This is a genomic window from Macrococcus capreoli, from assembly GCF_025628935.1.
In the GTDB taxonomy this organism is placed as follows: Bacteria; Bacillota; Bacilli; order Staphylococcales; family Staphylococcaceae; genus Macrococcoides; species Macrococcoides capreoli.
In genome coordinates this window covers 1-22,959 of the sequence record NZ_JAOTIS010000024.1, presented here as the reverse complement: position 1 = coordinate 22,959, position 22,959 = coordinate 1, and the positions used below count along the sequence as shown (strand labels likewise).

Below are 22,959 nucleotides of genomic sequence, written 5' to 3'. Positions count from 1 at the left end.
AAGTGATGGCAAAGCCATCACTTTTTTTATGCTAAATTACTAATAAAGTTTGATAAAACAATCGGCTCGCCACCTCTTTTTCTAGAAGCTTCTGCAGCAAATGCCATCATGTGACTTTTCATAGATTTTTCAGCAGAGGACTTCGACTCTGTATTGGAATCAATAGTATGTAAAAAGTCACGAATAATGCCACTATCGCCTCCGCCATGTCCATATGCCTCGGGCAATAAAATAACTTCTTCCTGTTCATTCAAATACGTATAAGTACTTATTTTATTCTCATCCATATTACCTCTAATTTCACCTTTTGTACCCATAATTTGAACGATTCTAGTTTGTTCTCTCGTAAATCCACACATACTGAATGTCACAGTCGCTCCATTCTCACATTGCATATTAACGACTTGATGATCAACAACATTATTATCACTTTGGAAAACACATTTACCATAACCGGTAGTATTCAGCTTTTCAATTATCGCTTCATCAGTATCTACATCAGTAAACTTTCTCGCCCAGCCACGCCCTTTTCCTAAATAATAATTCCCGGCATGGAATATACAGGTTTGTTCGTATGGACAGCCTTCTAAACATCTTATTGGAGCACCTTCAGGTTTATAATTTTCTTTAAAGTACATCAGATTACCGAAAGAAGAAATACGTTCTACTTCTGACTGCAGGATATAATTAATGATATCCATATCATGACAAGATTTAGCTAATATCATAGGACTGGAAGTTTTGTCATTATTCCAGTTTCCTCTCACAAAGCTATGTGACATATGCATAATTTCAACATTTTCATTCAGTTGAATCGAGATGATATTACCAATTTTATCCTGATCAATTAGTTGTTTTATATTTGTCCAGAAAGGGGTATATCTGAGTACATGACAAACTGACAAGACTTTATTGTTTTTCTTTGCTTGTTCTACCATTTCAAGGCATTCTGCAGCATTGGGACTCATCGGTTTTTCAAGCAGTACATGATAGCGTTGTAATGCTTGAATTACAGGCTGAAAATGTTCTTTATCTTGTGTACAAATTAGTGCAATATCTGCATCAATATTATCTTCCAGTAATGTCACCCAATTTTCATAGTGAAGCACATCTGGACATAGTACTTTAATTTTATCTGCTCTCAATTCATTCGGCTCTGCAACTGCAACAAGCTTTACTTTATGAGGATGCTTTAACAACTCTTTCGCATAAATATAACCTCTGTCACCTGCACCAATCAATATTGCCTTTAACATTAATTATCACCTATTTCATAATATATGCTTCTTTATATTCTGTAGTTCCTACGAAGTGGATGATTCTATTTTTTAATTGAGGATTTGTAAGTCTAGCTGTCCCTCTTTGATAAAGTGGTAGAATTACAGCGTCTCTTAAGAAGAGATTTTCGGCTTTTTGCATCGTTGTCCACCTCACATCCGGTTGTGTAACTAAATCCGTTTTACTTTGCAAAATATATTCATCAAACTGTGGATTATTATAGCCTGTTTCTTTAGCAGTTGTATCCGAAACAAATAAATCTAGAAATGTCATCGGATCTGGATAATCTGGACCCCATCCGGTATATGCGATGTCGTATTCTCCTTTTTTAGTTAACGCTATTTTCTGCTTAGATGGCTGTTGTTTAATTTTAATTGTTACTCCTGGTAAATTCTTTTCAATTTGTTCTTTAAAATATTCCGCATCTGTTTTTGCATTTTCCTGATCAAAAGTTAACAAAGTCAATTGAATATTATCAGTATTAAGCTCTTTCTTCGCTTTACTTAAAGATGATTGTGCTGCTTTTAAATTATATGAATATGGTGCCTCTACTCCATCATTGAAATCTTTATTATTGCTATCCGTAAACACTTTATTCGGTGTAAGTTTATCAGTAGGAACAGAGCCATTATTTAATAAAGTTTTAACGTACTTCTCTTTATCCATAGCTTGGGACAATGCTATTCTTAAGTTTTGATTGCTTAGGTATCTATTTTTTAAATTAAACTGCATGTAGAATAATGCTGAGTCTAATCTTGTACTGAAAGCCTTATCTGTTTTATACTTAAAAACTTTTTCTGAACTAACCGTCACTGCATCTAATTTATTTGTTTCAAATAAATTTAATGCTGTCTGTTCATCTTTAATGACTTTATAATTAATCTCTTTTAATTTAACTTTTTTGTGATCCCAATAATTTTTATTCTTAACTAACTTTAATTTGTTTTCAATTTTCCATTCTTTCAATATAAATGGTCCGCTAAATAATGCATTTTTTACTGTCGTTCCATATTTTTCACCCTGTTTTTCTACAAATCCTTTAGACACAGGTAGAAATGTTCCAAATGTCAATAATTCTTTAAAATAAGGTACTGCCTGTTCTAATTCTATTTTTAACGTATAATCGTCCACTGCTTGAATGCCCAAACTGTCCGGTTTCATCTTACCTTCATTTATCGCTTTTGCATTCTTCACATCGTACATAATATATGCATATTCTGAAGCTGTTTCAGGATTAACTACGCGTTGCTATGCATATACAAAGTCATTTGCTGTCACAGGTTTTCCATTACTCCATTTATTATTTTTTCTTAATTTAATTGTATAGACTTTACCATCTTTTGAAACTTTAGGATCTTCTAGTGCCATTGCAGGCTCTGCCTTTTCATTCTTGTTTAATCTATATAATCCTTCTTGTGTTGCATTCAATATTTCAAAAGCAAATGCGTCAACAGCAAGTCCTGAATCTAGCGTTGCCAAATCACTTCCTGATTGTAACCTTAAGGCATCATTATCCGCCTCTTTTGAGTTACTACATCCCATCAATATCATACTAAGCAATAAAATATATAATAACTTTTTCATATTGCACCTCCAAAGTTTGAATTTTCAGATAATTATTAGTTTAAAAGTAGTAGGCTGGATAACCAACCTACATTAAAATTCATATCGTTTACCTGATTTAATCGTAGATATTACATCAAAATCATTATTTAAAATAGCAATGTCTGCATCTTTTCCAATCTTAATGGAACCTTTTTTGTCATCTACTTTCAAAGCGATTGCCTGATTCAAACTCGTTACTCGCCAAAGAGTTTCTAAATCCTTACCACTAAAGTGAATCAAATTTTTTAAACCTTGGTTCATTTTCAACACGCTACCAGCTAAAGATCCAGTATCGATTCTTGCAACACCGTCTTTTACAGTAACTTGCTGTCCACCTAAATCATAAACACCATCAGGCTTTCCTTTAGCTCTCATTGCATCTGTAATTAAATAAAATTTATCATTACCTTTGGATAATATTGCAAGCTTTACACTTGCTGGATGTGCATGTAATCCATCAACAATCATTTCTGTATGGATTTGTTCATTGGTTAACGCCATACCCACAACACCTGGTTCACGGTGCATAAACCCTGAGCTGCCATTGTATAGATGTGTGATATGCTTTGCACCTAACTTTACTGCATGTTCTGCTTGTTCAAATGTTGCTGCTGAATGACCGATTGAAAATATAATTTCAGGAAAGCTTTCTACCAGTGATTCTGCTCCTTCTTTTTCAGGTGCAAAGGTCACAATTTTTATAAGGTTATTTGCGTGCGTCTGAAATGTTTTAAGTTGTGAACTATCAGGTTTTTGAACATATTCAGGATTTTGTGCACCTATTTTTTCTTCAGAAATAAACGGTCCTTCTAAGTGTATACCTAAAATTTCTGCTCCTTCATAATCTTCTTCATAAACATTACTGATATTTCTGAGTGCTTTAATAATATTTTCATTTGACTGTGTCATCGTTGTAGGAAGGAACGACGTTGTTCCTTCACTAAGCAACGATTTCGATAAGTGCAATAATCCTTCATATGATGCATCCATCGCGTCTTCACCGTAACCACCATGAATATGGATATCAATAAATCCAGGCAATACAAATGCATTCATATAATCGTGTAATAATAGCTCACCAGTATAGTCTCCATGTTGAATGTCTTCAATTTTATCATTATTAATTACAACATATCCATTTATTATTCCGTCTTCAGTAAAGATATTTTTACTTCTAATGACATAACGCATGAAATCATCTCTTTCTTATTCATCTTCATCAAAAGAAGCAAGTATTTCATTTACATGAACTACATATTCTTTTGATTTATCGATAATATTTGCTTTTTCTCCTATCATTCTACCATTAATATAAGTAATCACCATAGGAAGACTCATTCCTGCGTATAATTCAATATCCTCACCTTGCATAATAAGTTTTGAGACTGCATTACAAGGTGTGCCACCTAGAAGATCCGCAAAGACAACAACTGAATCTGCTTCTTTACGCGCTTCATTAAACTTACTGATAAATTCTTCTTCACCATCTTCTGGATTTAATGATACTGCATAGAGATAATCCTGAGGTCCAAGTATCATTTCAGTGCTTTCTTTTAATCCTTTTGAAAAGCCACCATGACTAACTAAAATTAATTTTTCCATTCTGTTCACTTCCTTACATTTTACCTAATACACCTAAAGCTGATAATATAACTGAAACAATTAATACTATAAAGATAGCACGCGTTGAGTTCATATTTTTACGGCCTAATAACCAGTACACACCTAATACAATAAGTAATGGTACTAAACGTGGTAAGATCATATCAATATTATTTTGAACGTTGATTGTTAAATCACCTATTTTAGGAGCCCATACGAACTTCACTCTTACCATCGTTGCGACAAGTGCCCCTACCATGAATACTCCGAGCATCGTTGCTGCATTGGTTAATGCTTCTAATCTATGTTGCATTGTTGTTACTAGTGAAATACCTTCTTTATATGCATATTCTAACTGTTTCCAACGGAAGACCATGATTAAAATTTGAGCAAATAGCCAAATGAATGCACCAATTGGATTTCCGTTTACTGCCATATTTGCTGCTAACGCCCCAAAGATTGTTGGAACTAAAGAACCGAAGATTGAGTCACCGACAGCGGCAAATGGTCCCATTAATCCCGTTTTTAAACCTGCAACTGAGTCTTTAGATTGATACCCTTCTTTACTTTCAATAGCTAGATCGATACCAGTAATTGTTGTATTGAAAAAGTTACTCGTATTAAAGAACTGTGCATGTGTTTTCATCATTTCTTTCAATTCAGGTGTATCATCACCATACATCTTTCTTAGTTGAGGAAGAATTGTATAAAGATAACCTGAACCCTGCATTCTTTCATAGTTCCATCCTAATTGAAATGTTAATAATGAACGACGGTTAATTTGATTAAAGTCTTTTTTAGTTAATTCATAAGGTTTATGCACTACTGGCGTTACTTTTTCATTAGAGTTCGTCATCATCAATCTCTCCTTCCTCAGTTACATTCGCAGAAGTTGTTGTTCCTGCAAGTTTCGGTTTAACTTCAATTGATTTTTTATATTCCATGATTGCAAATGCAAGACCAATTAATGCAAGAGCAAGCATTGGTAAGTTTGTTGAGGCATTAACAAAGTTTTTGTCTAATCCGCTTACGGCACCACTAAGTCCACTAATACCATCAAAGATTGTTACAAAGATTGCTGCAAGCACAAATCCGATAATAAAATGTGGTAAGTGCTTTCTCACAGGTAAATAACGTAATAGGATCGCAAATCCGACTGCTGGTAATACAGCACCCGCCACCGTTAAACCATCTCCAAGCCATTTTAAATCTGTATTTAAATAATTAACAACAGCTTTTACTAGCTTACCACCAAATGCAAGTGCTAAGAAAACTGGAATCATACGTGATAAAGACCAAGGTACCATACCAAGTAAGAAGTTACGTTCGATACCTTTATAATCCATCTGTTCAATTTTAGCATCTACTCTGTGTGCAAAGAATGTATTAGCAAAACGTGCTAATATATCTGTTTGAATCATCAAACTTGCTACTGGCACTGCTAAAGTTGCAATAGCTTGTTGAGGACTCATACCTAATGCTGATGAGAAGGCTACTGCAAGAATTGTACCTGAATTTGCATCGATACGACTTGCACCACCAAAAGTACCAACCCCTAAAATTGTAAGTTGCATACTACCACCAATAATTAAACCTGTCTTGATATCTCCCATAATTAATCCTGAAATTAATCCTGCAAAAACAGGTTGGCTTAATGATGAATAAATTTGTAACTCATCTAGAATTTGATAACCAGCGTATAAAGATAGTAATGCTATTTGCCACCATAAAATCTCCATAATATTTCACCTCTGTTTATATTTTTTATTTTTTCTTATTACTTAATCATTTTTTTAATAATGCCATAAAATCATTGATGCTATCATTAGGAACCATTTGATTCACTATTTTTACACCTTTTTCATTTAACTGTTTAAATACTTCAACATCTTCATCCGTAACGTTAATTGACTTTGTAATTGATTTCGTTTCTGATGTTTGTGACATATTACCAACATTCAGTATGTCAATCGGTACACCATATTCAATCAATCTTAAGAAACGATCAGGTTTTTTAGCGATAATCATTAATCGCTGTGAATCATATTTTCCAGCTAAAATATTATTTGCAGCTTTTTCTACAGGAAGTACTGATAATTTAATACCTGCAGGCGTTGCTAACTTTAAGCCGCTTTTATCGATATCACTTTGTGCCACTTCATCATCAATTACCATAAAACGTGTAATATTTAACTTAGTACTCCATAAGTTTGCTACTTGTCCATGTATCAGTCGTCCATCTATACGATTTGCTATAATTGTCATTTATATCATTCCTTTTCTAGTAATATATTTTTATGTGCTGTTCTTGTGTTTAATATTTCTGCATATTTTCCTTCTGTATCGAACACAACAATTTCATTTTTACCATGTTTTAATAACGACTTAGAAATATATAAAGATACAATCGGTCCTTTTTCCCAGTAACGTCCAAGATTAAAACCGTTGATAAATGCAATACCTTTTCCGAAATCACTCATATCCAGATACGTATCAGCAATTTCATCTAAATTAAATTCATAGCGATAAAATGCTGGTGTGTTATCAACAAAACCACGAGTATAATCAATCTCTTGTATACGATCAAAATCAATCGCATATTGTTTCCAATGGTTGACAAAGTGTAAATCCATCATCAATCCCTGGCCTAAACCTTTATACTGTGTACTTGCAAATAATTTATAGCCATAATTGACACGGCCCATATTTTCTACTAATACATCAATTTGATTATATTCCTCTAACGGTAACGTGAATTCTTCACCAATTTCTTGTTGATAAGCTGTATATTTCAGTTGATGATTTAAAAATAACTGGATCCTATCACGTGCATCAATTATTTTAAATTTCTCCTCATCTATCGAGCGTTTTACTTCTGTTCGATATAATACATATCCATATGGATGATCTAATGCTTCAAATGATTGTGGATATAAACTTTCAGTAATCGTTGAAATATCATCTAGTACATTATGCAGACTTACTTTATCCTTAAGTTGAATATCAGTAACTGCAATAGATGAATGTGTAATCGGTTCTTTTTGTTCTATAGTCGGCAAAGTTTCTTTCAGCATTTTCTGAAGTTCAAAATATTTGGCTGTAGGATTACCTGCTTCATCTAACGGCGCATCATAGTCGTACGAAGTAATTTGAGGTAGATCTACCGTACCACGTGCTGAACAGCCATTAAAGAATCCGAAGTTTGTACCACCATGGAACATATATAAATTGACGTGACCACGTTCAACCGCAATCTTAACTTGTTCAGCTAAGTCAGTTTTATCACGTTTAATAATTTCATCTCCCCAACGATTGAACCATCCATCCCAGAATTCCATGCATACAATCGGCCATTGTTTATTATGCTTTTTCATAAATGCTTCTAAATTATCAAAGTGCTGATCTGTTCTTGAACCGAAATTACCAGTAGGTAGTACACCTTCTTCAACTAAATGCCCAGCATCTAGACACTGCTCCCATGCCCCGTCCGAAGTAAATAAAGGTACGGTTACACCATTGGCAATCATCATATCTTTCAATGCTTTTAAATATTTTTTATCTTCATAAAAAGAACCATATTCATTTTCAATTTGAAACATAAGTATTGGTCCACCATTATCCACTTGTAATGGTGTTAAAATTTTAAATAAAGCCTTATAATAATTGTCCACTTTTTCCAGATAAACAGGATCTGAAGTACGTATTTTCATATTTTTATCTTTCAAAAGCCAGGCAGGCAATCCGCCAAATTCCCATTCTGCACAAATGAATGGAGAAGGGCGTACAATCACATATAGACCGATCGACTGCGCGAGTTCAATAAAATGTTTTAAATCTTTATTGCCCGAGAAATCAAATTGTCCTTCACTTAATTCATGCCAATTCCATGGGACATATGTTTCAACTGTATTAAAGCCAAGCGCCTTTAAATTATATAGTTTATGTTCCCAATCTTCTCTGACACTTCTAAAGTAATGAATTGCTCCTGACAATAGATGAAATGGCTGCCCATCAAGCTTGAATGTTTCTTCAACTTTAAACCTACTCATGATTTCACATCCTTTTATACTAATGGTGTGGCATTTTCAAGATTGACTTCATTTAAATTATTTAAATTCTCTAATCCTTTGCTTAACAGCCAAGATTTTGCTGCATCTTGTCCTTCATTTAAAAATACCTCTGTACCAGCTTTCCATGTTGCTCTTCCACAAAGAATACCGTTAAATTTAGAACCACTTTCATTTGCAAAGATAAGCGTTTCATTGAATAACTCTGGTGAAACACCTCCACTTAAATACACAAATGGAAGATGTGTTGCTGCTGTTTGTTCCTTAAAGAATGCTGCTGCTTCTTCTTTTGTATAAACAAAATCATCACCATAACCTTCAACATAATTCATGTTTACAGGAACTTCTACTTTTAATACATCTACATTAAATCTGCTATCACTATATTTCTTCATTGCTTCGATTACTTTGCGTGGACGTACTTTCGCAAAATCTTTTCCTTTTTCATCGCCGATTCGATCATCATAGACTAATATCTCAAGCAATAAAGGAACATTCTCTGCAACACACTCACTACCTACACGTTCAACAAATGCTTCCTTTACTTTATTGATATCATCTGATTCGTCTACATCTACGTATATCAATAATTTAATAGCGTCTGCGCCACGTTCAACAAGATTTTTTACTGAGCAATCCTGTACAAGTCTCGGAAATCTTCCTGGTCCAAGCTTTTCATAACCTGTTTGTTCGTATGCCATGATTAGACCAGCATGGCTTGATTTCTTACCTGCTGCTGTAAAGCCATATTCAGGATCAAGTAAGATTGCTGAACCATGCGGTGATAATGTTTCAGATACCAATTCTTTATAGATTGCTAAATTCTCATCTGTACCTTTTTCTCCTAATAATTTTCTTAATGCGCCACGTTGATCCACTGCAACTGCTGCAAAGATGCCTTTATCATCTAATAATTTACTTAAATCTTTTGTCATTATATTTTCTCCACCTTTATCTTATCTATTAATTCATTGATTTGAGATAAACTGATATAACCTGTCTGCTCATTCATTGCGTTGGAAATACCACATGCCATAGCAAATTTAATCATCATTTCGTCATCAAATAAATTTTCTATCCCATATGCTATACCTGCTACTGTGCTATCTCCTGAACCTACAGGATTAACTATTTGCATATTAGGTATATGCGCGCGATATAAATGATTATTTCTTTTAATCAATGCACCGTTTCCACCGAGTGTTAAAAATACATCCTTGTTTTGAAATAAAGGATTATGCTTTAACACATCAATTCTTTGTTCCAAATGTTCGCATGTATAGCCAATTAACTCATCAAACTCTGTTTCATTAGGCTTTATACAGTGCACTTCATCGTATTGCAATAACTGTTGTAATTCTGATGATCTTACATCAACAATATTGTAATTTGACTCAATGCTATTAAGAATTGTATGCGTATGCTCTAAAGGCGTAGCATCTTCTAATATCGGAGTACTACCACTTATAACTTGTACATTGCAATGTTGCTTTCGTTTTAGTTTGTGGATATATTCTTTCTGGTAAACTTTTTTTATTAACGGTCCAGATTCTAAAATCTCTGTCTGATGTACACCATCATTTATCGCAATACAAATTCTTGATTCTCCGTCAGTTTCAATAAATTCATTAGATAATGTAATATCTTCTAATTTAGTTTTAATTGTCTTACCATTATTACCAGCGATATAACCCATGATTAATACATTTTCTTTAAGTTGATTAAGTACTTTTGCAACGTTAATTCCTTTACCACCAGCATTTTTAATAACTGTATTCGGTCTATGCACTTGTCCTATATTTAAGTGGTCAATTTGATACGTAATGTCTATAGAACTATTAAATGAATGTACAAGAATCATTATTTACCTTGCTCATATGGATAAATTTCTACACCTTTAACCACTCTGTTAATAAAACCATCCGGTGAAGGATTATCTGGATTCAAACCATTTTTCACTGATGTATATGTTGCAAATAGTTGACCGAAAGTTAAATAGATTAAAGCGCGTTCTATGCCTTTGAATTGACTGATTACTTGACCGATATCATTATGATTTTCATCTAATACCAATATTTCATAATTCTTTTCACTGTTACTCACTTCTTTTACTAAATCCGCTTCGTATTGCTTAATATAAGGTTCATCATGAGCAAGCAGAATAAACAAAGAACCATCCTTTAATCCAGCTTTTGGACCATGTCTGAAACCTAGCGTCGTTTCACGCGCAATCTCAATTTTCCCTGCTGAAAGTTCATTTAATTTTAAACTTGTTTCTCTCGTGATTGCTCCATTTTCTTTACTACCAACATAAAATACCTTTTTAAATTCTTTTTCACTAACATGTTTTGCAAATGCTTTAATGTCATCAAACTTCTCTTTTGCATTCGATGTAAAAGTAGATGAAACTTCACCGATAAAGAGTAGATACGCAGCAAGCAACATTGTTGAGAAACTAGAAGTCATTGCAAGTGATTTATCATTCGTTTCTTCTGGAAGAATTACTTTAAATGCCTTCTCACCTGTATATTTCGCTAAATAACCATCCTTGTTATTTGTAATAAATACGTGATAAACATTGTCAGATAATTGATCAGCAAGTTCTACCGTACCTTTCGTTTCCGGACTATTACCAGAACGTGCAAATGAGACTACTATAATTGATTTATCAGGATTTAAATAATTTTCAGGATTGGTAACAAAATCAGTTGTTGCTACTGATTCAACTTCAAAATCATGAAATCTATCTGACAGATACAACGTTCTCAATGTATCTCCTACATAAGCAGATGATCCTGCACCCGTAAATAAAATCTTAACCGCTTTACCCTGTGCTTTAATACCTTCAATGAAGTCATTAAAGCTATCCTTTTTCTCATCTACCAATTCGACTGTTTTTTGCCACATCAAAGGTTGTTGTTTAATTTCTTTGTACGTATGTGTTTCATGTATATTCATTACTTTTCCCTCCATAGGTAATGTTGTTATAACCACTGATTTGTAAAAATATAGAGCTTATAATAGCTCTACAGTATATTTATACTCATCCCCTACAACTAAACTACGTGTATATTCAACAATTTGTCCTTTTGAATATGAGTAACGCTGTATGTACATTGCAATATGCTTAGGTCTCTTATTAAGTAATTCTGCTTCTTCTTTCGTAAGAATTGTTGCTTCTAATGTTTCATGGGCTCTGTCTATTTTAATTTGATATTCATTCGATAATATTTCATATAATGAAACTTTGTTAAAATTAAAATTATCCAAATCTGGTGCCAAAGATTGTGGAATATAACTATATTCAAGTACCAAGGGCTTTTCGTTAGCTAATCTTAAACGTGTTAATTTAAAGACGTAAGCGTTGAGCATCAAACCTGTTCTTTTATGGATATATTCATTTACTTTTACTAACTGAATATCCAGCATTTTTGTTGATGGCTTGTCACCTTTTTTTAAGATTTCATCACTGAAACTATATAAATTGTTTAAAATTTGATTATATTGAGATGGTAGTACATATGTACCAATACCTTGTTTTCGTTGTATAATTCGTTCATGTTCAAGTAAATCGAGTGCTTGTCTAATTGTAATTCGACTAACATTATATAATTCACAAAGCTTCCTTTCAGATGGTAATTTATCACCTTCTTTTAATTCACCAATATCAATATTATTTCTTATTTTCTCAGCAATTTGTAAATATAATTGTACTTGTGACTTCATAGCAAACTCCCCTACTGGTTATAACCAATTAAATTATAATTCTATCTTCTCTTTTTGTAAAGGTTTTCATTACAATAAATTTAAATGATGTGATACTCTGCGTATTTAATACATATTTAAAGATTTTTCAAATATGATTTTTTGTTAAATGTAAAATACGTTTGTCAAAATTCATCACTTTTCCTTACCATCCTTAAACCGTTCATACCCTTTGAAAAATGTCTTTCCACCCTCATAGTCCGTTACGCCACTCCAGCTACCAATACTAACTTTTTTACATTTAGGTACTTTCACCCAAGTGTTTTCATCGCACGAAAACATATAAGTATCTTTGTTCGTATATACATTTACGTAATAAATATAGCTATCTTTCGGTCGGTTAAATCTTGAGATTAAAGGTGCGATTCCATAAATGGTTTCTTCACTTTCAATTCTTTTATAATCTGGGCTATAAATCGTTTTAGCAGTCATCTCCCCAAGTCGTCTTGAATCTTCTTCAGTCGGACTTGACCAATAATTACCGATTTCTTTATAAATTAATATCGTTAGTGCTGGCAGTAACACTATCGACATAATAATCATATATAATGTTTGTAATTTTATTTTCATTTTTGCTAATTTGTGAATAAGCTTCACGAATAAAAAAATGAGTAAACTGCATATAATGATACCAACTGCAATTAGAATATATTCCATAATATTCCTCCTTTTGATTTATAATATCATAATTTATAGATAGTTTGCTTATCCACCTCGATAATAAAAAAATAAACAGAATTTCAAATTTGAACTCCTGTTTATTATACAACCGACCTATTTTTATACCTGATGATTTTAAAACTTCGTTTATACTTTGACCAGTCAAACAAACATATACAAAAGTCTGTACTTGATCATCTCGTAAATCATATCCACGTATATGTGCAATGGCAGCAATCATTCTCATTTGCATATACATAACTGACGCCAAGTTTGCTGGTATTCCAACTGCTGCTACAAATCCGCCGCCTATACCAGTAACTACACCTGAAGTTGTGCATTTAGCAGTTTGCCACTTTATTAAACTTTTAATTGCTTCTTCTTCGTTTTTAGCTCTTTTAAGATAACTATTTGCTAATTCTTCTGCAGATTGATTACCAGGCACACCATTTTCAGCTTTATCATATGTCCACTCTAAAACTTTACCTACATTTGATTCAGTTAATTCTTTCATCAAAATTCCTCCCCAAATTTTTATAATGATGACATTTCAATGATTATCTTTTTATATTCAGGTTATATTAAAAGTAAATAAATCCAGGAGGTCATACAATGTGGACAATGAATGATTATCCGAATAGCTGGAAGAACTTCGATGAACTAGAACGTAAAAAGGCGATTGATATCGGCAATGCGATGCTCAAGCAAGGCTATAAAGAAGATTTAATTCCAATCGCAACAAAGCAAGCACAGGATTGGTATAAAAATGCCAGTGATGAAGAACGCGCAACACTTAAACATAAAAAGATTACATTGCATAAAAAAGACGATTCAGTTAACACAGATTTAATCGATAATGATGTAGAAGTGTATTATGAAGATGAGCAATGGAAGGTCAAAACAAAAGATGCGAAGCGTGCATCCGCTACATTCGATACGAAAAAAGAAGCTGTTAATCGCGCCAAAGCGATTGCAGAAAACAGAGATAAAAAAGTGATTCAGCATAAGAAGGATGAATAAATTAAAGCTCAAGCCACAATCAAGCTTGAGCTATTTTTCATGTGAATGAAAGAATGTCACAGCGAGTTTGTCTTTTTATTGATTATTTTTTCATTTATTCGAAGAAAATCTTCGAAATTTAAAATATCGTTCATTATTCTATGCCAATTGAGTATCTTTGATTACCTAATTGGCTAATTTTTTTAAATTCATTCATGCGCAAATAAACGTGGTTTCCATGGGCACTTTTTTCACTCTTCTAAACTTTGTCCATCTCATCCCATGCTATTCTTTAGCATCACCAAATCTTCTTTCTATAGTTTGAGACCTTAACTTATTTCCCATTCTTCCATCTTCTGTATGTCTTATTTCTTCAACATCTTCTCAGTATTCTTGCCAAATGTGTCTTTGATTGCTTTTTATACTGTTTGTTTTCTGTACATTTATTTAGAAACGGACACTTTTACATACATTTGGGTTAGAATGATATAATTTATCTTCAACCAGAGGATAAATAAAATTCAAATCCAATATTTTATCTACTTTTCTTAGTAAATGATCCTGTGGCACTAAATCAGAGATTGCAACAACATCTAATTGATTTCTTTTATCTTCTGATATACTCAACAAAATAATCAACCCAAATCATTGTTAATACTATTGTATAAAAAAAGACTGAAGACTTCATCTCCGGAGGAGACTTTGTCTTCAGTATGACATGATTGGAAAACTTCCAATCATGTTTAATAAGCACGTATACTTCATATCAAATATAATAACAAACTTAATATTTATATTTAAAGATTAACTTTCTTACATTGCCTTTAATCGCAAAAGAACCACCAAGTTCGTATTTTGCCCATTTATTTTCATCATAACCATCAACACGTTCACCATAAGTACGTATACCTACAATTTGATATTTGCTATTAACTAATGGAGAGCCAGAGTTGCCACCTCTAATTTTGTCTTTCATCATCAATTCTTTACCGTTAGTCGTATTTCTCAGGAAATATGAACGATACCAATATCTTTTAGTGCCCCAATACGATTTGTAGTATGGATAGGCAACTGAATAAAGTGGCGTTCCTTTTTTTAAACTATTAATATAAGTTTCAGACGCAAACCCCATCGGTTGAACACTATTGGATAACTTTTTATATGTGTATAACAGCGCTAAATCTGCACCTTTTATCTTATATATTTTCTTTACTGCAAAGCTATAAGGCACATATGGACCATCACGATTCATTTGAAACGTTAAGTTTTTAGGACTTGTTGCCGTAAAACCTACCTTATCAATAACGTGTGCATTCGTTAGGATCGTATAATCGTCAATCACAACGCCAGTACCCATCATCGAACCACCATTTGAGCTGTATAAGTTTTTAATGTAACCAACTGCTTTGTACTTAGAAGTATTTGAATGACCCGCTGGCTTTTCACCTAAAGAAGTATTAGGAATTTGTTTAGCGAGCATTCCTCCAGCATACAAATTACTTTGCGTTTCTCCATCGTAGTAATAACCTGTTTCAATTGCTTGTGTACTTTTAGTAACACCAATTGTTGTAATTGAGGATACAGCTAGTCCGATAACCATCATTTTTTTCAGCATAGTTTGCTCTCCATCGTCTTATTAGATTTTTGTTTATAATGATTAATGCATAAATACCTTTACAATAAAAGGAATGCTTACAATCCTATCAACACTATATTGTGAAGTGTAAAATACCTTATTAAATATATATTATCTTGAAAATATATTGTTTGCAATATTAAGTTTATAAAAAACATGACTAGATAAATGAATATCTAATCATGTAAATGTTATTAAGAAACTTTAATCACTTTAGATTTACCTCTATTGCCAGATTTATCGACTAGGTAAATAGATAATTGGGTATTTTTCTTTTGCTTAGCTATCTTAACATTGAAATTCCCTTTTCTGTCTACTACAGCATATCCTACTTTAGATTTGCCTTTGTAAACATAAACCTTTGCATATCTTTCGCCCTTACCTGAAACAGATGTTGATTTTGTTGTTACTTTGTTAACTGTTGGAAGGCCAGGCGCAATCTTATCAATAACTTTTACGGTTACAACTGCACTCTTGTTCTTGTTGTAGTATGCATAGAATGAAATCTTAGTACCAGCTTTCTGCTTTGCAATCTTAAACGAGAATTTACCATTCTTAACAACAGCAGAACCGATCACTTTATTGTTAACTACAGCATATACCTTACTGTTAGACATACCCTTACCACCAATTACAGCTGAAGCATTGCTAATATATTTATTAGTAATTACAGGCTTAGCAACGACAACTGGTTTTGGTTTAGAAGTCGTCGGCTTAGTTGTAGTCGGCTTTGGTTTTGTTGTTGATGGTTTCGGCTGAGTAGTCGTTGGTTTTGTTGGTTTCGGTTTTTCTGTTGTTGGGCGTTCTGTTGTTGGGCGTTCTGTTGTTGGTTTTTCTGTTGTCGGACGTTCTATCGTCGGTCTTTCTGTTGTTGGACGTTCTGTCGTCGGTCTTTCTATTGTTGGACGTTCTGTTGTTGGTTTCTCTGTTGTTGGTTTTTCTGTTGTCGGTTTTTCTGTTGTTGGTCTTTCTGTTGTCGGTTTCTCTGTTGTTGGTCTTTCTGTCGTTGGTCTTTCTGTTGTCGGTTTTTCTGTTGTTGGTTTTTCTGTTTTTGGTCTTTCTGTCGTTGGTTTCTCTGTTGTTGGTTTCTCTGTTGTTGGTTTCTCTGTTGTTGGTCTTTCTGTTGTCGGTTTCTCTGTTGTTGGACGTTCTGTTGTTGGTCTTTCTGTCGTTGGTTTCTCTGTTGTTGGTTTCTCTGTCGTTGGTTTCTCTGTTGTTGGTTTTTCTGTTGTTGGTCTCTCAGTTGTTGGTTTTTCTGTTGTTGGTTTCTCTGTTGTTGGTTTTTCTGTTGTCGGTTTCTCTGTCGTTGGTCTTTCTGTTGTTGGTTTTTCTGTTGTTGGTTTTTCAACAGATGGTTCAGCAACAGTATTGTTCAAGTCTCGATATGATTTAACATAGATTGTTATATCACTAGATGTACCAGCAAAAGATGTAACACCATTATTAAACATAATATAACCCTTTGAAACACTTGTTTTGTCGTAATAATAGCTTTTTGAATCAATATGAGTCATTGCATCTCTAATAGCTTGATCAGTAGTTCTATATGCTATATAACTTGTGCTATAGAGTTCTTGGTAATCTTTTAATACTTTAATTTTGTGAAGTTTTCGCTCATAGTCACTATTATTATTTAATACTCCATCAGGAATAAATGATGGTTTATAAGTTTTTTCAACAGTTAAATCAATATTAGAGTAATCAGCATATGGTTGATATTGAGTACCAAATTCTGCTTTCGTGTTAAAGAAATTTTGAAGTTCGCCATTATTGTAGAATACAGTTATGTTAGTTACTTTCCATTTTCCTGATTTAATTAAATCATTTACTTCCTGTTCAAGCGTAAAAGTATCTTTATCGCTAGAATGTAAATATAAATACATTACATCTGATTTTTCATAATCCACATAATTTAGCATGATTTCAGAAATCTTTGCTCTAGAATCATCTAATACTTCTGCAGAAAATTTGATTTGCTCTCCATCTTTGAAAGATTGCTTATTAACACTAATACTTTTAAGTAATTTTTTAGGATCTAATAGTTTCTCTGTTGTCGGCTTTTCCGTTGTTGGCTTTTCTGTTGTTGGTCTTTCTGTTGTTGGTTTGTCAACAGCTAGCTGATCATCTGTAACATTAACAATAGCTGATGAGAAATCTGCTGTTCCAAAAGAATTTACAGTTTTATTATACTCGTATATAGTGTTTGATGATGTATCTTCTACTGAAACATATGATACCTGCCATGCTCCGGTTTCACCACTATCTGTAATAAACATTGAATATTCATATTTATTATTTCCTATACTTGTCATTCTATGAAACTCTTTATTACCAGTCTGTGGTTTTGACAGCTCTATGTAAGCTCTTGATATAGCTACATTATCTGTTGCTTCTACAATATACGTAACTGTATCTCCTACTTTTGCTGACTTTTTGTCTACTGTCACACTTTTAATTACTGGCTTTTCTACATCCGCAACACCACCAGTTACATTAACAATAGCCGATGAGAAATCTGCTGTTCCAAAAGAATTTACAGTTTTATTATACTCGTATATAGTGTTTGATGATGTATCTTCTACTGAAACATATGATACCTGCCATGCTCCGGTTTCACTACTATCTGTAATAAACATTGAATATTCATATTTATTATTTCCTATACTTGTCATTCTATGAAACTCTTTGTTACCAGTCTGTGGTTTTGACAGCTCTATGTAAGCTCTTGATATAGCTACATTATCTGTTGCTTCTACAATATACGTAACCGTATCTCCTACTTTTGCTGACCTTTTGTCTACTGTCACACTCTTGATTACTGGCTTTTCTACATCCGCAACACCACCAGTTACATTAACAATAGCCGATGAGAAATCTGCTGTTCCAAAAGAATTTACAGTTTTATTATACTCGTATATAGTGTTTGATGATGTATCTTCTACTGAAACATATGATACCTGCCATGCTCCGGTTTCACTACTATCTGTAACAAACATTGAATATTCATATTTATTATTTCCTATACTTGTCATTCTATGAAACTCTTTATTACCAGTCTGTGGTTTTGACAACTCTATGTAAGCTCTTGATATAGCTACATTATCTGTTGCTTCTACAATATAGGTTACTGTATCTCCTACTTTTGCTGACTTTTTGTCTACTGTCACACTTTTAATTACTGGCTTTTCTATATCCGCTGCCGCAAAGATCGGTTGTTGGAACAGAATATTAAATAACAAGCTCAATACTACAAATACTGACAAAACCTTCTTCATTCCGCTATCCCCTTTGAATTAAAAATATTATAATCTATCACAATATAATATCACCAAATTTAGTATGGTGGTACATATTTTTAGTAAAAGAAACCAATAATTTAAATAATGAAATTATATGTTAATTTATACATTCAACTGTATGAAATGAAACGTTTTCATTACTGAAAGTACAACAATTATCATAATTAATTAATCAGTTTCCTTACCTATTTCCTCTCTCATTATAAACATCGTTAACGTCATTAATTGTCGTTCAATATAGAAGTATAAAAAATATAGGATCAAATAATTAACCCATTAGTTATTGTCCAAACGATGTGACCATGTCCACTCCTAATTGGGCACTTACTCCCAACTCTCCCTCAGCCCCAACAAAAAGATACCTCCTCAAGTCAATTCGACTTCAGGAGGTGCCCCACTCTTATCCTATATTTCCACGCTTACTCTTTCCATATTGCTAAACGTCACGATTTCGTTCACACCGTTTCGTTTAAGTAGTGCTCTAATATCATCATTATAAATGCCGATATCATGCGGGAAATGGCTATCGGAACTCGTTGTGAACTGTACACCGTGCTCACTTAACACGCGCACAAATCGTTCACTCGGACATTGTTCTTTCACCGGATAGCGATACTTCAACCCGACATTTATTTCTGTCGCGACATCGTTAGCTGCTAACGCTTTCGCCACTTTCTCATAAGATGGCATGAGCAGTGTTTCATCTGGTCGATAATTAAATACTTTCAAATTATCTAAATGTGCGATAAAGCTGAAGATACCACTTTCCGCTGCTTTAATCACCGTTTCAAAGTGATCTTCATACAACGCTACTAAATCATAGTCGTTAAACTTACTTTCAAGCTCCGGATTATCAAATCCCCAGCCGTGATTAAAGTGTACCGAACCGATAATATAATCAAAGTCATATGGCGCAAGTAATGCCCTTAATTCATCTTCACCACCGACAAAGTAATCCGCTTCTATCCCCAGCTTCAGCGCCACGCCAGCTTCACGCCACTTATCTTTCTGACAATCAATAAACGCAACAAATTCACTCATCTTATGCGTCATTACCTGCTCTAGCCATTCCCTCTGACGGCGACCTAAATCCGTATCCGACACATCCATATATTTCAGAAAATACGCTCTCGTCTCTTCAAAGCGATATAAATGATCTACAATACCTACTTGCTTTAATCCTTTTTGCAGTGCAGTCTCTAAATACAAATCGAGCCACCACTCAGAATAGTCTCCTTCATTTAATCGTGTTTCAAATAGAGTCGCTTTACGCTCAATATCCTTCAACGTCCCGTCAGAAATATTCCCTTTAACCGCATCAATCGACTGAATCGTCTTATTAAAAAAGTTATTCGTATATGGTCCTTCTTCTAAATGAATATGGAAATCTACTTTCATAGCCACACCCTATTCTAAATAATTTTTATCATATCTTCCTCTTTAACATATAACTGAATCTTGTTATCTGTAATCTGCTGATATGTTCTATTCAGACGATCAACGTAAATCATCTCGTCCCCTATTTTAACATCATAACGTATAATTGACCCTAACATCGCTGTATGCATCACTTCGCCAACAATCGCTCGTGCGCCTTCAATCGGTTCAGGGCTAATAATTTCCGGGCGAATCGCTACATACTGTGCATCCACTAACGGTGCATTAAACACTTTCTCATATGTCGCTTTATTCAACACATTATAATTTCCAATAAACTTCGCGATAAACTCTGACTTCGGATGTTTATAAATATCATTCGGTGAACCTTCCTGAGCAATTTCACCGTCATTTAATATATACACATAATCACTTAACGCCATCGCTTCTTCCTGGTCATGTGTAACAAGTATCATCGTAATCCCTAACTCTAATTGCAGACGTTTCAATAACGATTGTAAATGTTTACGAATTTGTGCATCTAGTGCACTTAACGGTTCATCGAGTAACAGCACTTTAGGTTCTGTCACTAACGCACGCGCTAATGCCACACGCTGTTGCTGCCCGCCTGATAATTCCCTGGGAAATGATTTCTCCTTTCCTTCTAAACCAACGAGCGCAATCATTTCCTGAACTTTCGTACGAGACTCCGATTTATTTACTTTCTTCATATCTAATCCGAAACGTACATTCTCTTCTACTGTCATGTTCGGAAACAATGCATAGTTCTGAAATACCATACCAATTTCACGTTCTTTCGGCGATAAAGTATCAATACGTTTATCATCCAGTACGATTTCTCCAGAATCAATCGAATGTAATCCGGCAATACTTCTAAGTAACGTACTTTTACCACATCCACTTGGTCCTAATAACGTCGTTAAACTGCCACGCTCAATATTTAAATCCAGTGACTTTAATACCGCTTTCCCATTAAATTTCTTTACTAACTGCTTGATTTGGATGTAACTCATCGATTCGTTCTCCTTTTTTACGCATCGTTAATTTTAAAATCGCGAAAGTAATCAATGCTAATAATATGAAATAACAACTTACGATTGCACTCGAAATATGACCGTTCTTCTTTAAATTCTCCATCAGGAAGATTTGAATCGTCTTAAAGTTTGAACCTAATAAAATGTTAATCATAACGAATTCACCAAATAATACAGAGAAGCTGAGCAATGCTGACACGATGATTCCCGGCATGATATTTGGTAATATTATCTTCGTAAATGCCTGCATCTTCGTGGCGCCTAATATTTCAGCTGCCTCAACGAGTTGCACAACATTAATATTACGCATATTATTACGAATCCCTTGATACATAAACGGTAAAATACTGACAAAATACGCACCCGCTACTACAAAGATCATTGGTATGGAACTGTTTGAATAAGCCTTTAATAACCCTACACTTGAAATAATACCAGGCATTGTATACACACTGATAATCGCCCATTTAATAAACGGTTCAAGCTTCGGAAAATATAATACAATCCCGTAAATAGCCGGTACCATAATGATGACAGCGGCAATTGTCGTTCCACCGACAAGCAATAATGAATTCACCATTGACTGAATAAAGTCACCATCCGTAAATAACGCGCCATACCACTTTAACGTTATTCCTTCCGGCAAAATGCTATGACTCCACGCTGTTGCCAGTGAGTACATCAACGTGGCAATTAGAGGAACAATTAAATAAAGGCTAATACCGATTAAACTTAAGTTTTTAATAAAGCCTTTCATTAAATATCCCTCCTCATTCTATTCGTTAACCAGTCATTGACAACCATATTCACAAGTAATATGATCGCAAGAATAATGGATAAAGCGGCTGCAATTTCAGGTCGTGCAAAGATATCACCTGATACTGTTGCCCCGATACGAATGGCTAACATATTATATGAGCTACCGGTTAAGGCGTATGCAGACGCATAAGCCCCCATCGCATTGGCGAACATAATCGTAAATACACCTAACACACTCGGCGTAATAAACGGAATCGCAATACGCTTCCAGTATTGAAAGTCATTCGCCCCGAGTATCGTTGCCGCTTCTCTCCAGTGTTTATCCAGTCCGTCAAATACCGGATATAACAACATAATCCCAAGTGGTAACTGAAAATAAATATAAATTAAGATTAAGCCACTCCAGCTGTATAAATTAAATCCTTCAAGTAAATTCCAGCCTAATGTCTTATCCAGTAAGATAAATAGCCCGGTATTACCTAATAAAATAATAAATGCAAAGGCTAACGGAATCCCCGCAAAGTTACTCGTTAAATTAGCCATTACTAATATATTGTTCTGAAACTTTTCTGATTTAGATTTAATGGCATACGTTGCTATTAACGTAATGATAAGAGCAATAACACTTGAAACAACTGAAATAATAATCGAATTAATAAACGCCGTTAAATACATCGGTTTCGTAAAGACTTCCTGATAGTTACCGATCGTGAAAGCATCTTGAGCATTCGTCTGGAAACTACTTATTACCATCATTAAAAATGGATAGATTAAGAACGCAAATAACGATACGAACAAAATTATTATTGCTGTAATAAACAACGACTTACCTTTCATATGGACCTCCTTATAAGAAA

At 33.9% G+C, this 22,959-nt stretch carries 21 protein-coding genes and 1 pseudogene; 1 reads left to right on the top strand and 21 read right to left on the bottom strand.

Annotated elements, in window-relative coordinates; all coding sequences use genetic code 11:
- Positions 1-26: 26 nt before the first annotated feature.
- The 14 genes and pseudogenes from OCL94_RS12710 to OCL94_RS12645 all read right to left on the bottom strand — a co-directional run bounded on the left by OCL94_RS12710 (position 27) and on the right by OCL94_RS12645 (position 13,491).
- Positions 27-1,256, bottom strand: a complete 1,230-nt coding sequence (locus OCL94_RS12710; protein ID WP_262997299.1) for a Gfo/Idh/MocA family protein — start codon at positions 1,254-1,256, stop codon at positions 27-29.
- A 10-nt stretch (positions 1,257-1,266) separates the two neighbouring features.
- Positions 1,267-2,646 (bottom strand): annotated as a pseudogene (locus OCL94_RS12705) (peptide ABC transporter substrate-binding protein).
- 288 nt (positions 2,647-2,934) lie between these two features.
- Positions 2,935-4,074, bottom strand: a complete 1,140-nt coding sequence (gene nagA, locus OCL94_RS12700) for an N-acetylglucosamine-6-phosphate deacetylase (protein ID WP_262997298.1) — start codon at positions 4,072-4,074, stop codon at positions 2,935-2,937.
- A 15-nt stretch (positions 4,075-4,089) separates the two neighbouring features.
- Positions 4,090-4,485 (bottom strand): PTS sugar transporter subunit IIA, encoded by a 396-nt coding sequence (locus tag OCL94_RS12695; RefSeq protein WP_262997297.1) that lies wholly within the window; start codon positions 4,483-4,485, stop codon positions 4,090-4,092.
- Between the two features lie 13 nt (positions 4,486-4,498).
- On the bottom strand, positions 4,499-5,344 hold the full coding sequence (locus OCL94_RS12690; RefSeq protein WP_411268504.1) for a PTS system mannose/fructose/sorbose family transporter subunit IID: 846 nt from the start codon (positions 5,342-5,344) through the stop codon (positions 4,499-4,501).
- Complete coding sequence (locus OCL94_RS12685) at positions 5,328-6,224, bottom strand: PTS mannose/fructose/sorbose/N-acetylgalactosamine transporter subunit IIC (RefSeq protein ID WP_262997295.1); 897 nt, start codon at positions 6,222-6,224, stop codon at positions 5,328-5,330. Before OCL94_RS12685 ends, OCL94_RS12690 begins: the two co-directional genes overlap by 17 nt.
- Positions 6,225-6,270: 46 nt before the next feature.
- On the bottom strand, positions 6,271-6,750 hold the full coding sequence (locus OCL94_RS12680) for a PTS system mannose/fructose/N-acetylgalactosamine-transporter subunit IIB (protein WP_262997294.1): 480 nt from the start codon (positions 6,748-6,750) through the stop codon (positions 6,271-6,273).
- A gap of 5 nt (positions 6,751-6,755) precedes the next feature.
- The gene (locus OCL94_RS12675) at positions 6,756-8,534 is read right to left on the bottom strand and encodes a glycoside hydrolase family 35 protein (RefSeq protein WP_262997293.1); all 1,779 of its coding nucleotides are present in this window, start codon (positions 8,532-8,534) and stop codon (positions 6,756-6,758) included.
- Positions 8,535-8,548: 14 nt separating this feature from the next.
- On the bottom strand, positions 8,549-9,487 hold the full coding sequence (locus OCL94_RS12670; protein WP_262997292.1) for a tagatose 1,6-diphosphate aldolase: 939 nt from the start codon (positions 9,485-9,487) through the stop codon (positions 8,549-8,551).
- On the bottom strand, positions 9,487-10,413 hold the full coding sequence (locus tag OCL94_RS12665; protein ID WP_262997291.1) for a 1-phosphofructokinase family hexose kinase: 927 nt from the start codon (positions 10,411-10,413) through the stop codon (positions 9,487-9,489). The genes OCL94_RS12670 and OCL94_RS12665 overlap by 1 nt, the downstream gene beginning before the upstream one ends.
- Positions 10,413-11,510, bottom strand: a complete 1,098-nt coding sequence (locus OCL94_RS12660; protein WP_262997290.1) for an SIS domain-containing protein — start codon at positions 11,508-11,510, stop codon at positions 10,413-10,415. The genes OCL94_RS12665 and OCL94_RS12660 overlap by 1 nt, the downstream gene beginning before the upstream one ends.
- 57 nt (positions 11,511-11,567) lie before the next feature.
- Positions 11,568-12,278: a GntR family transcriptional regulator gene (locus OCL94_RS12655; protein ID WP_262997289.1), complete on the bottom strand. Its 711-nt coding sequence runs from the start codon at positions 12,276-12,278 to the stop codon at positions 11,568-11,570.
- A gap of 174 nt (positions 12,279-12,452) precedes the next feature.
- The gene (locus OCL94_RS12650) at positions 12,453-12,851 is read right to left on the bottom strand and encodes a hypothetical protein (protein WP_262997288.1); all 399 of its coding nucleotides are present in this window, start codon (positions 12,849-12,851) and stop codon (positions 12,453-12,455) included.
- Positions 12,808-13,491, bottom strand: a complete 684-nt coding sequence (locus OCL94_RS12645) for an EcsC family protein (protein ID WP_262997287.1) — start codon at positions 13,489-13,491, stop codon at positions 12,808-12,810. Before OCL94_RS12645 ends, OCL94_RS12650 begins: the two co-directional genes overlap by 44 nt.
- A gap of 98 nt (positions 13,492-13,589) precedes the next feature.
- Here OCL94_RS12645 and OCL94_RS12640 point away from each other — a divergent pair, with 98 nt between their 5' ends.
- The gene (locus OCL94_RS12640; protein ID WP_262997286.1) at positions 13,590-13,997 is read left to right on the top strand and encodes a DUF2188 domain-containing protein; all 408 of its coding nucleotides are present in this window, start codon (positions 13,590-13,592) and stop codon (positions 13,995-13,997) included.
- A gap of 426 nt (positions 13,998-14,423) precedes the next feature.
- Here OCL94_RS12640 and OCL94_RS12635 read toward each other — a convergent pair whose 3' ends face one another.
- The 7 genes from OCL94_RS12635 to OCL94_RS12605 all read right to left on the bottom strand — a co-directional run bounded on the left by OCL94_RS12635 (position 14,424) and on the right by OCL94_RS12605 (position 22,939).
- On the bottom strand, positions 14,424-14,606 hold the full coding sequence (locus OCL94_RS12635; RefSeq protein ID WP_262997285.1) for a hypothetical protein: 183 nt from the start codon (positions 14,604-14,606) through the stop codon (positions 14,424-14,426).
- Between the two features lie 154 nt (positions 14,607-14,760).
- On the bottom strand, positions 14,761-15,591 hold the full coding sequence (locus OCL94_RS12630; RefSeq protein ID WP_262997284.1) for a trypsin-like serine peptidase: 831 nt from the start codon (positions 15,589-15,591) through the stop codon (positions 14,761-14,763).
- Positions 15,592-15,806: 215 nt separating this feature from the next.
- Complete coding sequence (locus OCL94_RS12625; RefSeq protein ID WP_262997283.1) at positions 15,807-18,887, bottom strand: Ig-like domain-containing protein; 3,081 nt, start codon at positions 18,885-18,887, stop codon at positions 15,807-15,809.
- Between the two features lie 429 nt (positions 18,888-19,316).
- Positions 19,317-20,309 carry a histidinol phosphate phosphatase domain-containing protein gene (locus OCL94_RS12620; protein WP_262997282.1) on the bottom strand — a complete coding sequence of 331 codons (993 nt, stop codon included), beginning with the start codon at positions 20,307-20,309 and terminating at the stop codon, positions 19,317-19,319.
- Between the two features lie 14 nt (positions 20,310-20,323).
- Positions 20,324-21,322 carry an ABC transporter ATP-binding protein gene (locus OCL94_RS12615; protein WP_262997281.1) on the bottom strand — a complete coding sequence of 333 codons (999 nt, stop codon included), beginning with the start codon at positions 21,320-21,322 and terminating at the stop codon, positions 20,324-20,326.
- Positions 21,282-22,100: an ABC transporter permease gene (locus OCL94_RS12610; protein ID WP_262997280.1), complete on the bottom strand. Its 819-nt coding sequence runs from the start codon at positions 22,098-22,100 to the stop codon at positions 21,282-21,284. Before OCL94_RS12610 ends, OCL94_RS12615 begins: the two co-directional genes overlap by 41 nt.
- Entirely contained in the window at positions 22,100-22,939 is an 840-nt protein-coding gene (locus tag OCL94_RS12605) for an ABC transporter permease (protein ID WP_262997279.1), read from the bottom strand. Before OCL94_RS12605 ends, OCL94_RS12610 begins: the two co-directional genes overlap by 1 nt.
- Between the last annotated feature and the right edge of the window lie 20 nt (positions 22,940-22,959).

What these genes read in the sequence shown, in the direction of transcription:
- OCL94_RS12710 (WP_262997299.1), bottom strand. Translation starts at nt 1,256, where the DNA reads ATGTTAAAGGCAATATTGATTGGTGCAGGTGACAGAGGTTATATTTAT.
- nagA (WP_262997298.1), bottom strand. Translation starts at nt 4,074, where the DNA reads ATGCGTTATGTCATTAGAAGTAAAAATATCTTTACTGAAGACGGAATA.
- OCL94_RS12695 (WP_262997297.1), bottom strand. Translation starts at nt 4,485, where the DNA reads ATGGAAAAATTAATTTTAGTTAGTCATGGTGGCTTTTCAAAAGGATTA.
- OCL94_RS12690 (WP_411268504.1), bottom strand. Translation starts at nt 5,344, where the DNA reads ATGATGACGAACTCTAATGAAAAAGTAACGCCAGTAGTGCATAAACCT.
- OCL94_RS12685 (WP_262997295.1), bottom strand. Translation starts at nt 6,224, where the DNA reads ATGGAGATTTTATGGTGGCAAATAGCATTACTATCTTTATACGCTGGT.
- OCL94_RS12680 (WP_262997294.1), bottom strand. Translation starts at nt 6,750, where the DNA reads ATGACAATTATAGCAAATCGTATAGATGGACGACTGATACATGGACAA.
- OCL94_RS12675 (WP_262997293.1), bottom strand. Translation starts at nt 8,534, where the DNA reads ATGAGTAGGTTTAAAGTTGAAGAAACATTCAAGCTTGATGGGCAGCCA.
- OCL94_RS12670 (WP_262997292.1), bottom strand. Translation starts at nt 9,487, where the DNA reads ATGACAAAAGATTTAAGTAAATTATTAGATGATAAAGGCATCTTTGCA.
- OCL94_RS12665 (WP_262997291.1), bottom strand. Translation starts at nt 10,413, where the DNA reads ATGATTCTTGTACATTCATTTAATAGTTCTATAGACATTACGTATCAA.
- OCL94_RS12660 (WP_262997290.1), bottom strand. Translation starts at nt 11,510, where the DNA reads ATGAATATACATGAAACACATACGTACAAAGAAATTAAACAACAACCT.
- OCL94_RS12655 (WP_262997289.1), bottom strand. Translation starts at nt 12,278, where the DNA reads ATGAAGTCACAAGTACAATTATATTTACAAATTGCTGAGAAAATAAGA.
- OCL94_RS12650 (WP_262997288.1), bottom strand. Translation starts at nt 12,851, where the DNA reads ATGTCGATAGTGTTACTGCCAGCACTAACGATATTAATTTATAAAGAA.
- OCL94_RS12645 (WP_262997287.1), bottom strand. Translation starts at nt 13,491, where the DNA reads ATGAAAGAATTAACTGAATCAAATGTAGGTAAAGTTTTAGAGTGGACA.
- OCL94_RS12640 (WP_262997286.1), top strand. Translation starts at nt 13,590, where the DNA reads ATGTGGACAATGAATGATTATCCGAATAGCTGGAAGAACTTCGATGAA.
- OCL94_RS12630 (WP_262997284.1), bottom strand. Translation starts at nt 15,591, where the DNA reads ATGCTGAAAAAAATGATGGTTATCGGACTAGCTGTATCCTCAATTACA.
- OCL94_RS12625 (WP_262997283.1), bottom strand. Translation starts at nt 18,887, where the DNA reads ATGAAGAAGGTTTTGTCAGTATTTGTAGTATTGAGCTTGTTATTTAAT.
- OCL94_RS12620 (WP_262997282.1), bottom strand. Translation starts at nt 20,309, where the DNA reads ATGAAAGTAGATTTCCATATTCATTTAGAAGAAGGACCATATACGAAT.
- OCL94_RS12615 (WP_262997281.1), bottom strand. Translation starts at nt 21,322, where the DNA reads ATGAGTTACATCCAAATCAAGCAGTTAGTAAAGAAATTTAATGGGAAA.
- OCL94_RS12610 (WP_262997280.1), bottom strand. Translation starts at nt 22,100, where the DNA reads ATGAAAGGCTTTATTAAAAACTTAAGTTTAATCGGTATTAGCCTTTAT.
- OCL94_RS12605 (WP_262997279.1), bottom strand. Translation starts at nt 22,939, where the DNA reads ATGAAAGGTAAGTCGTTGTTTATTACAGCAATAATAATTTTGTTCGTA.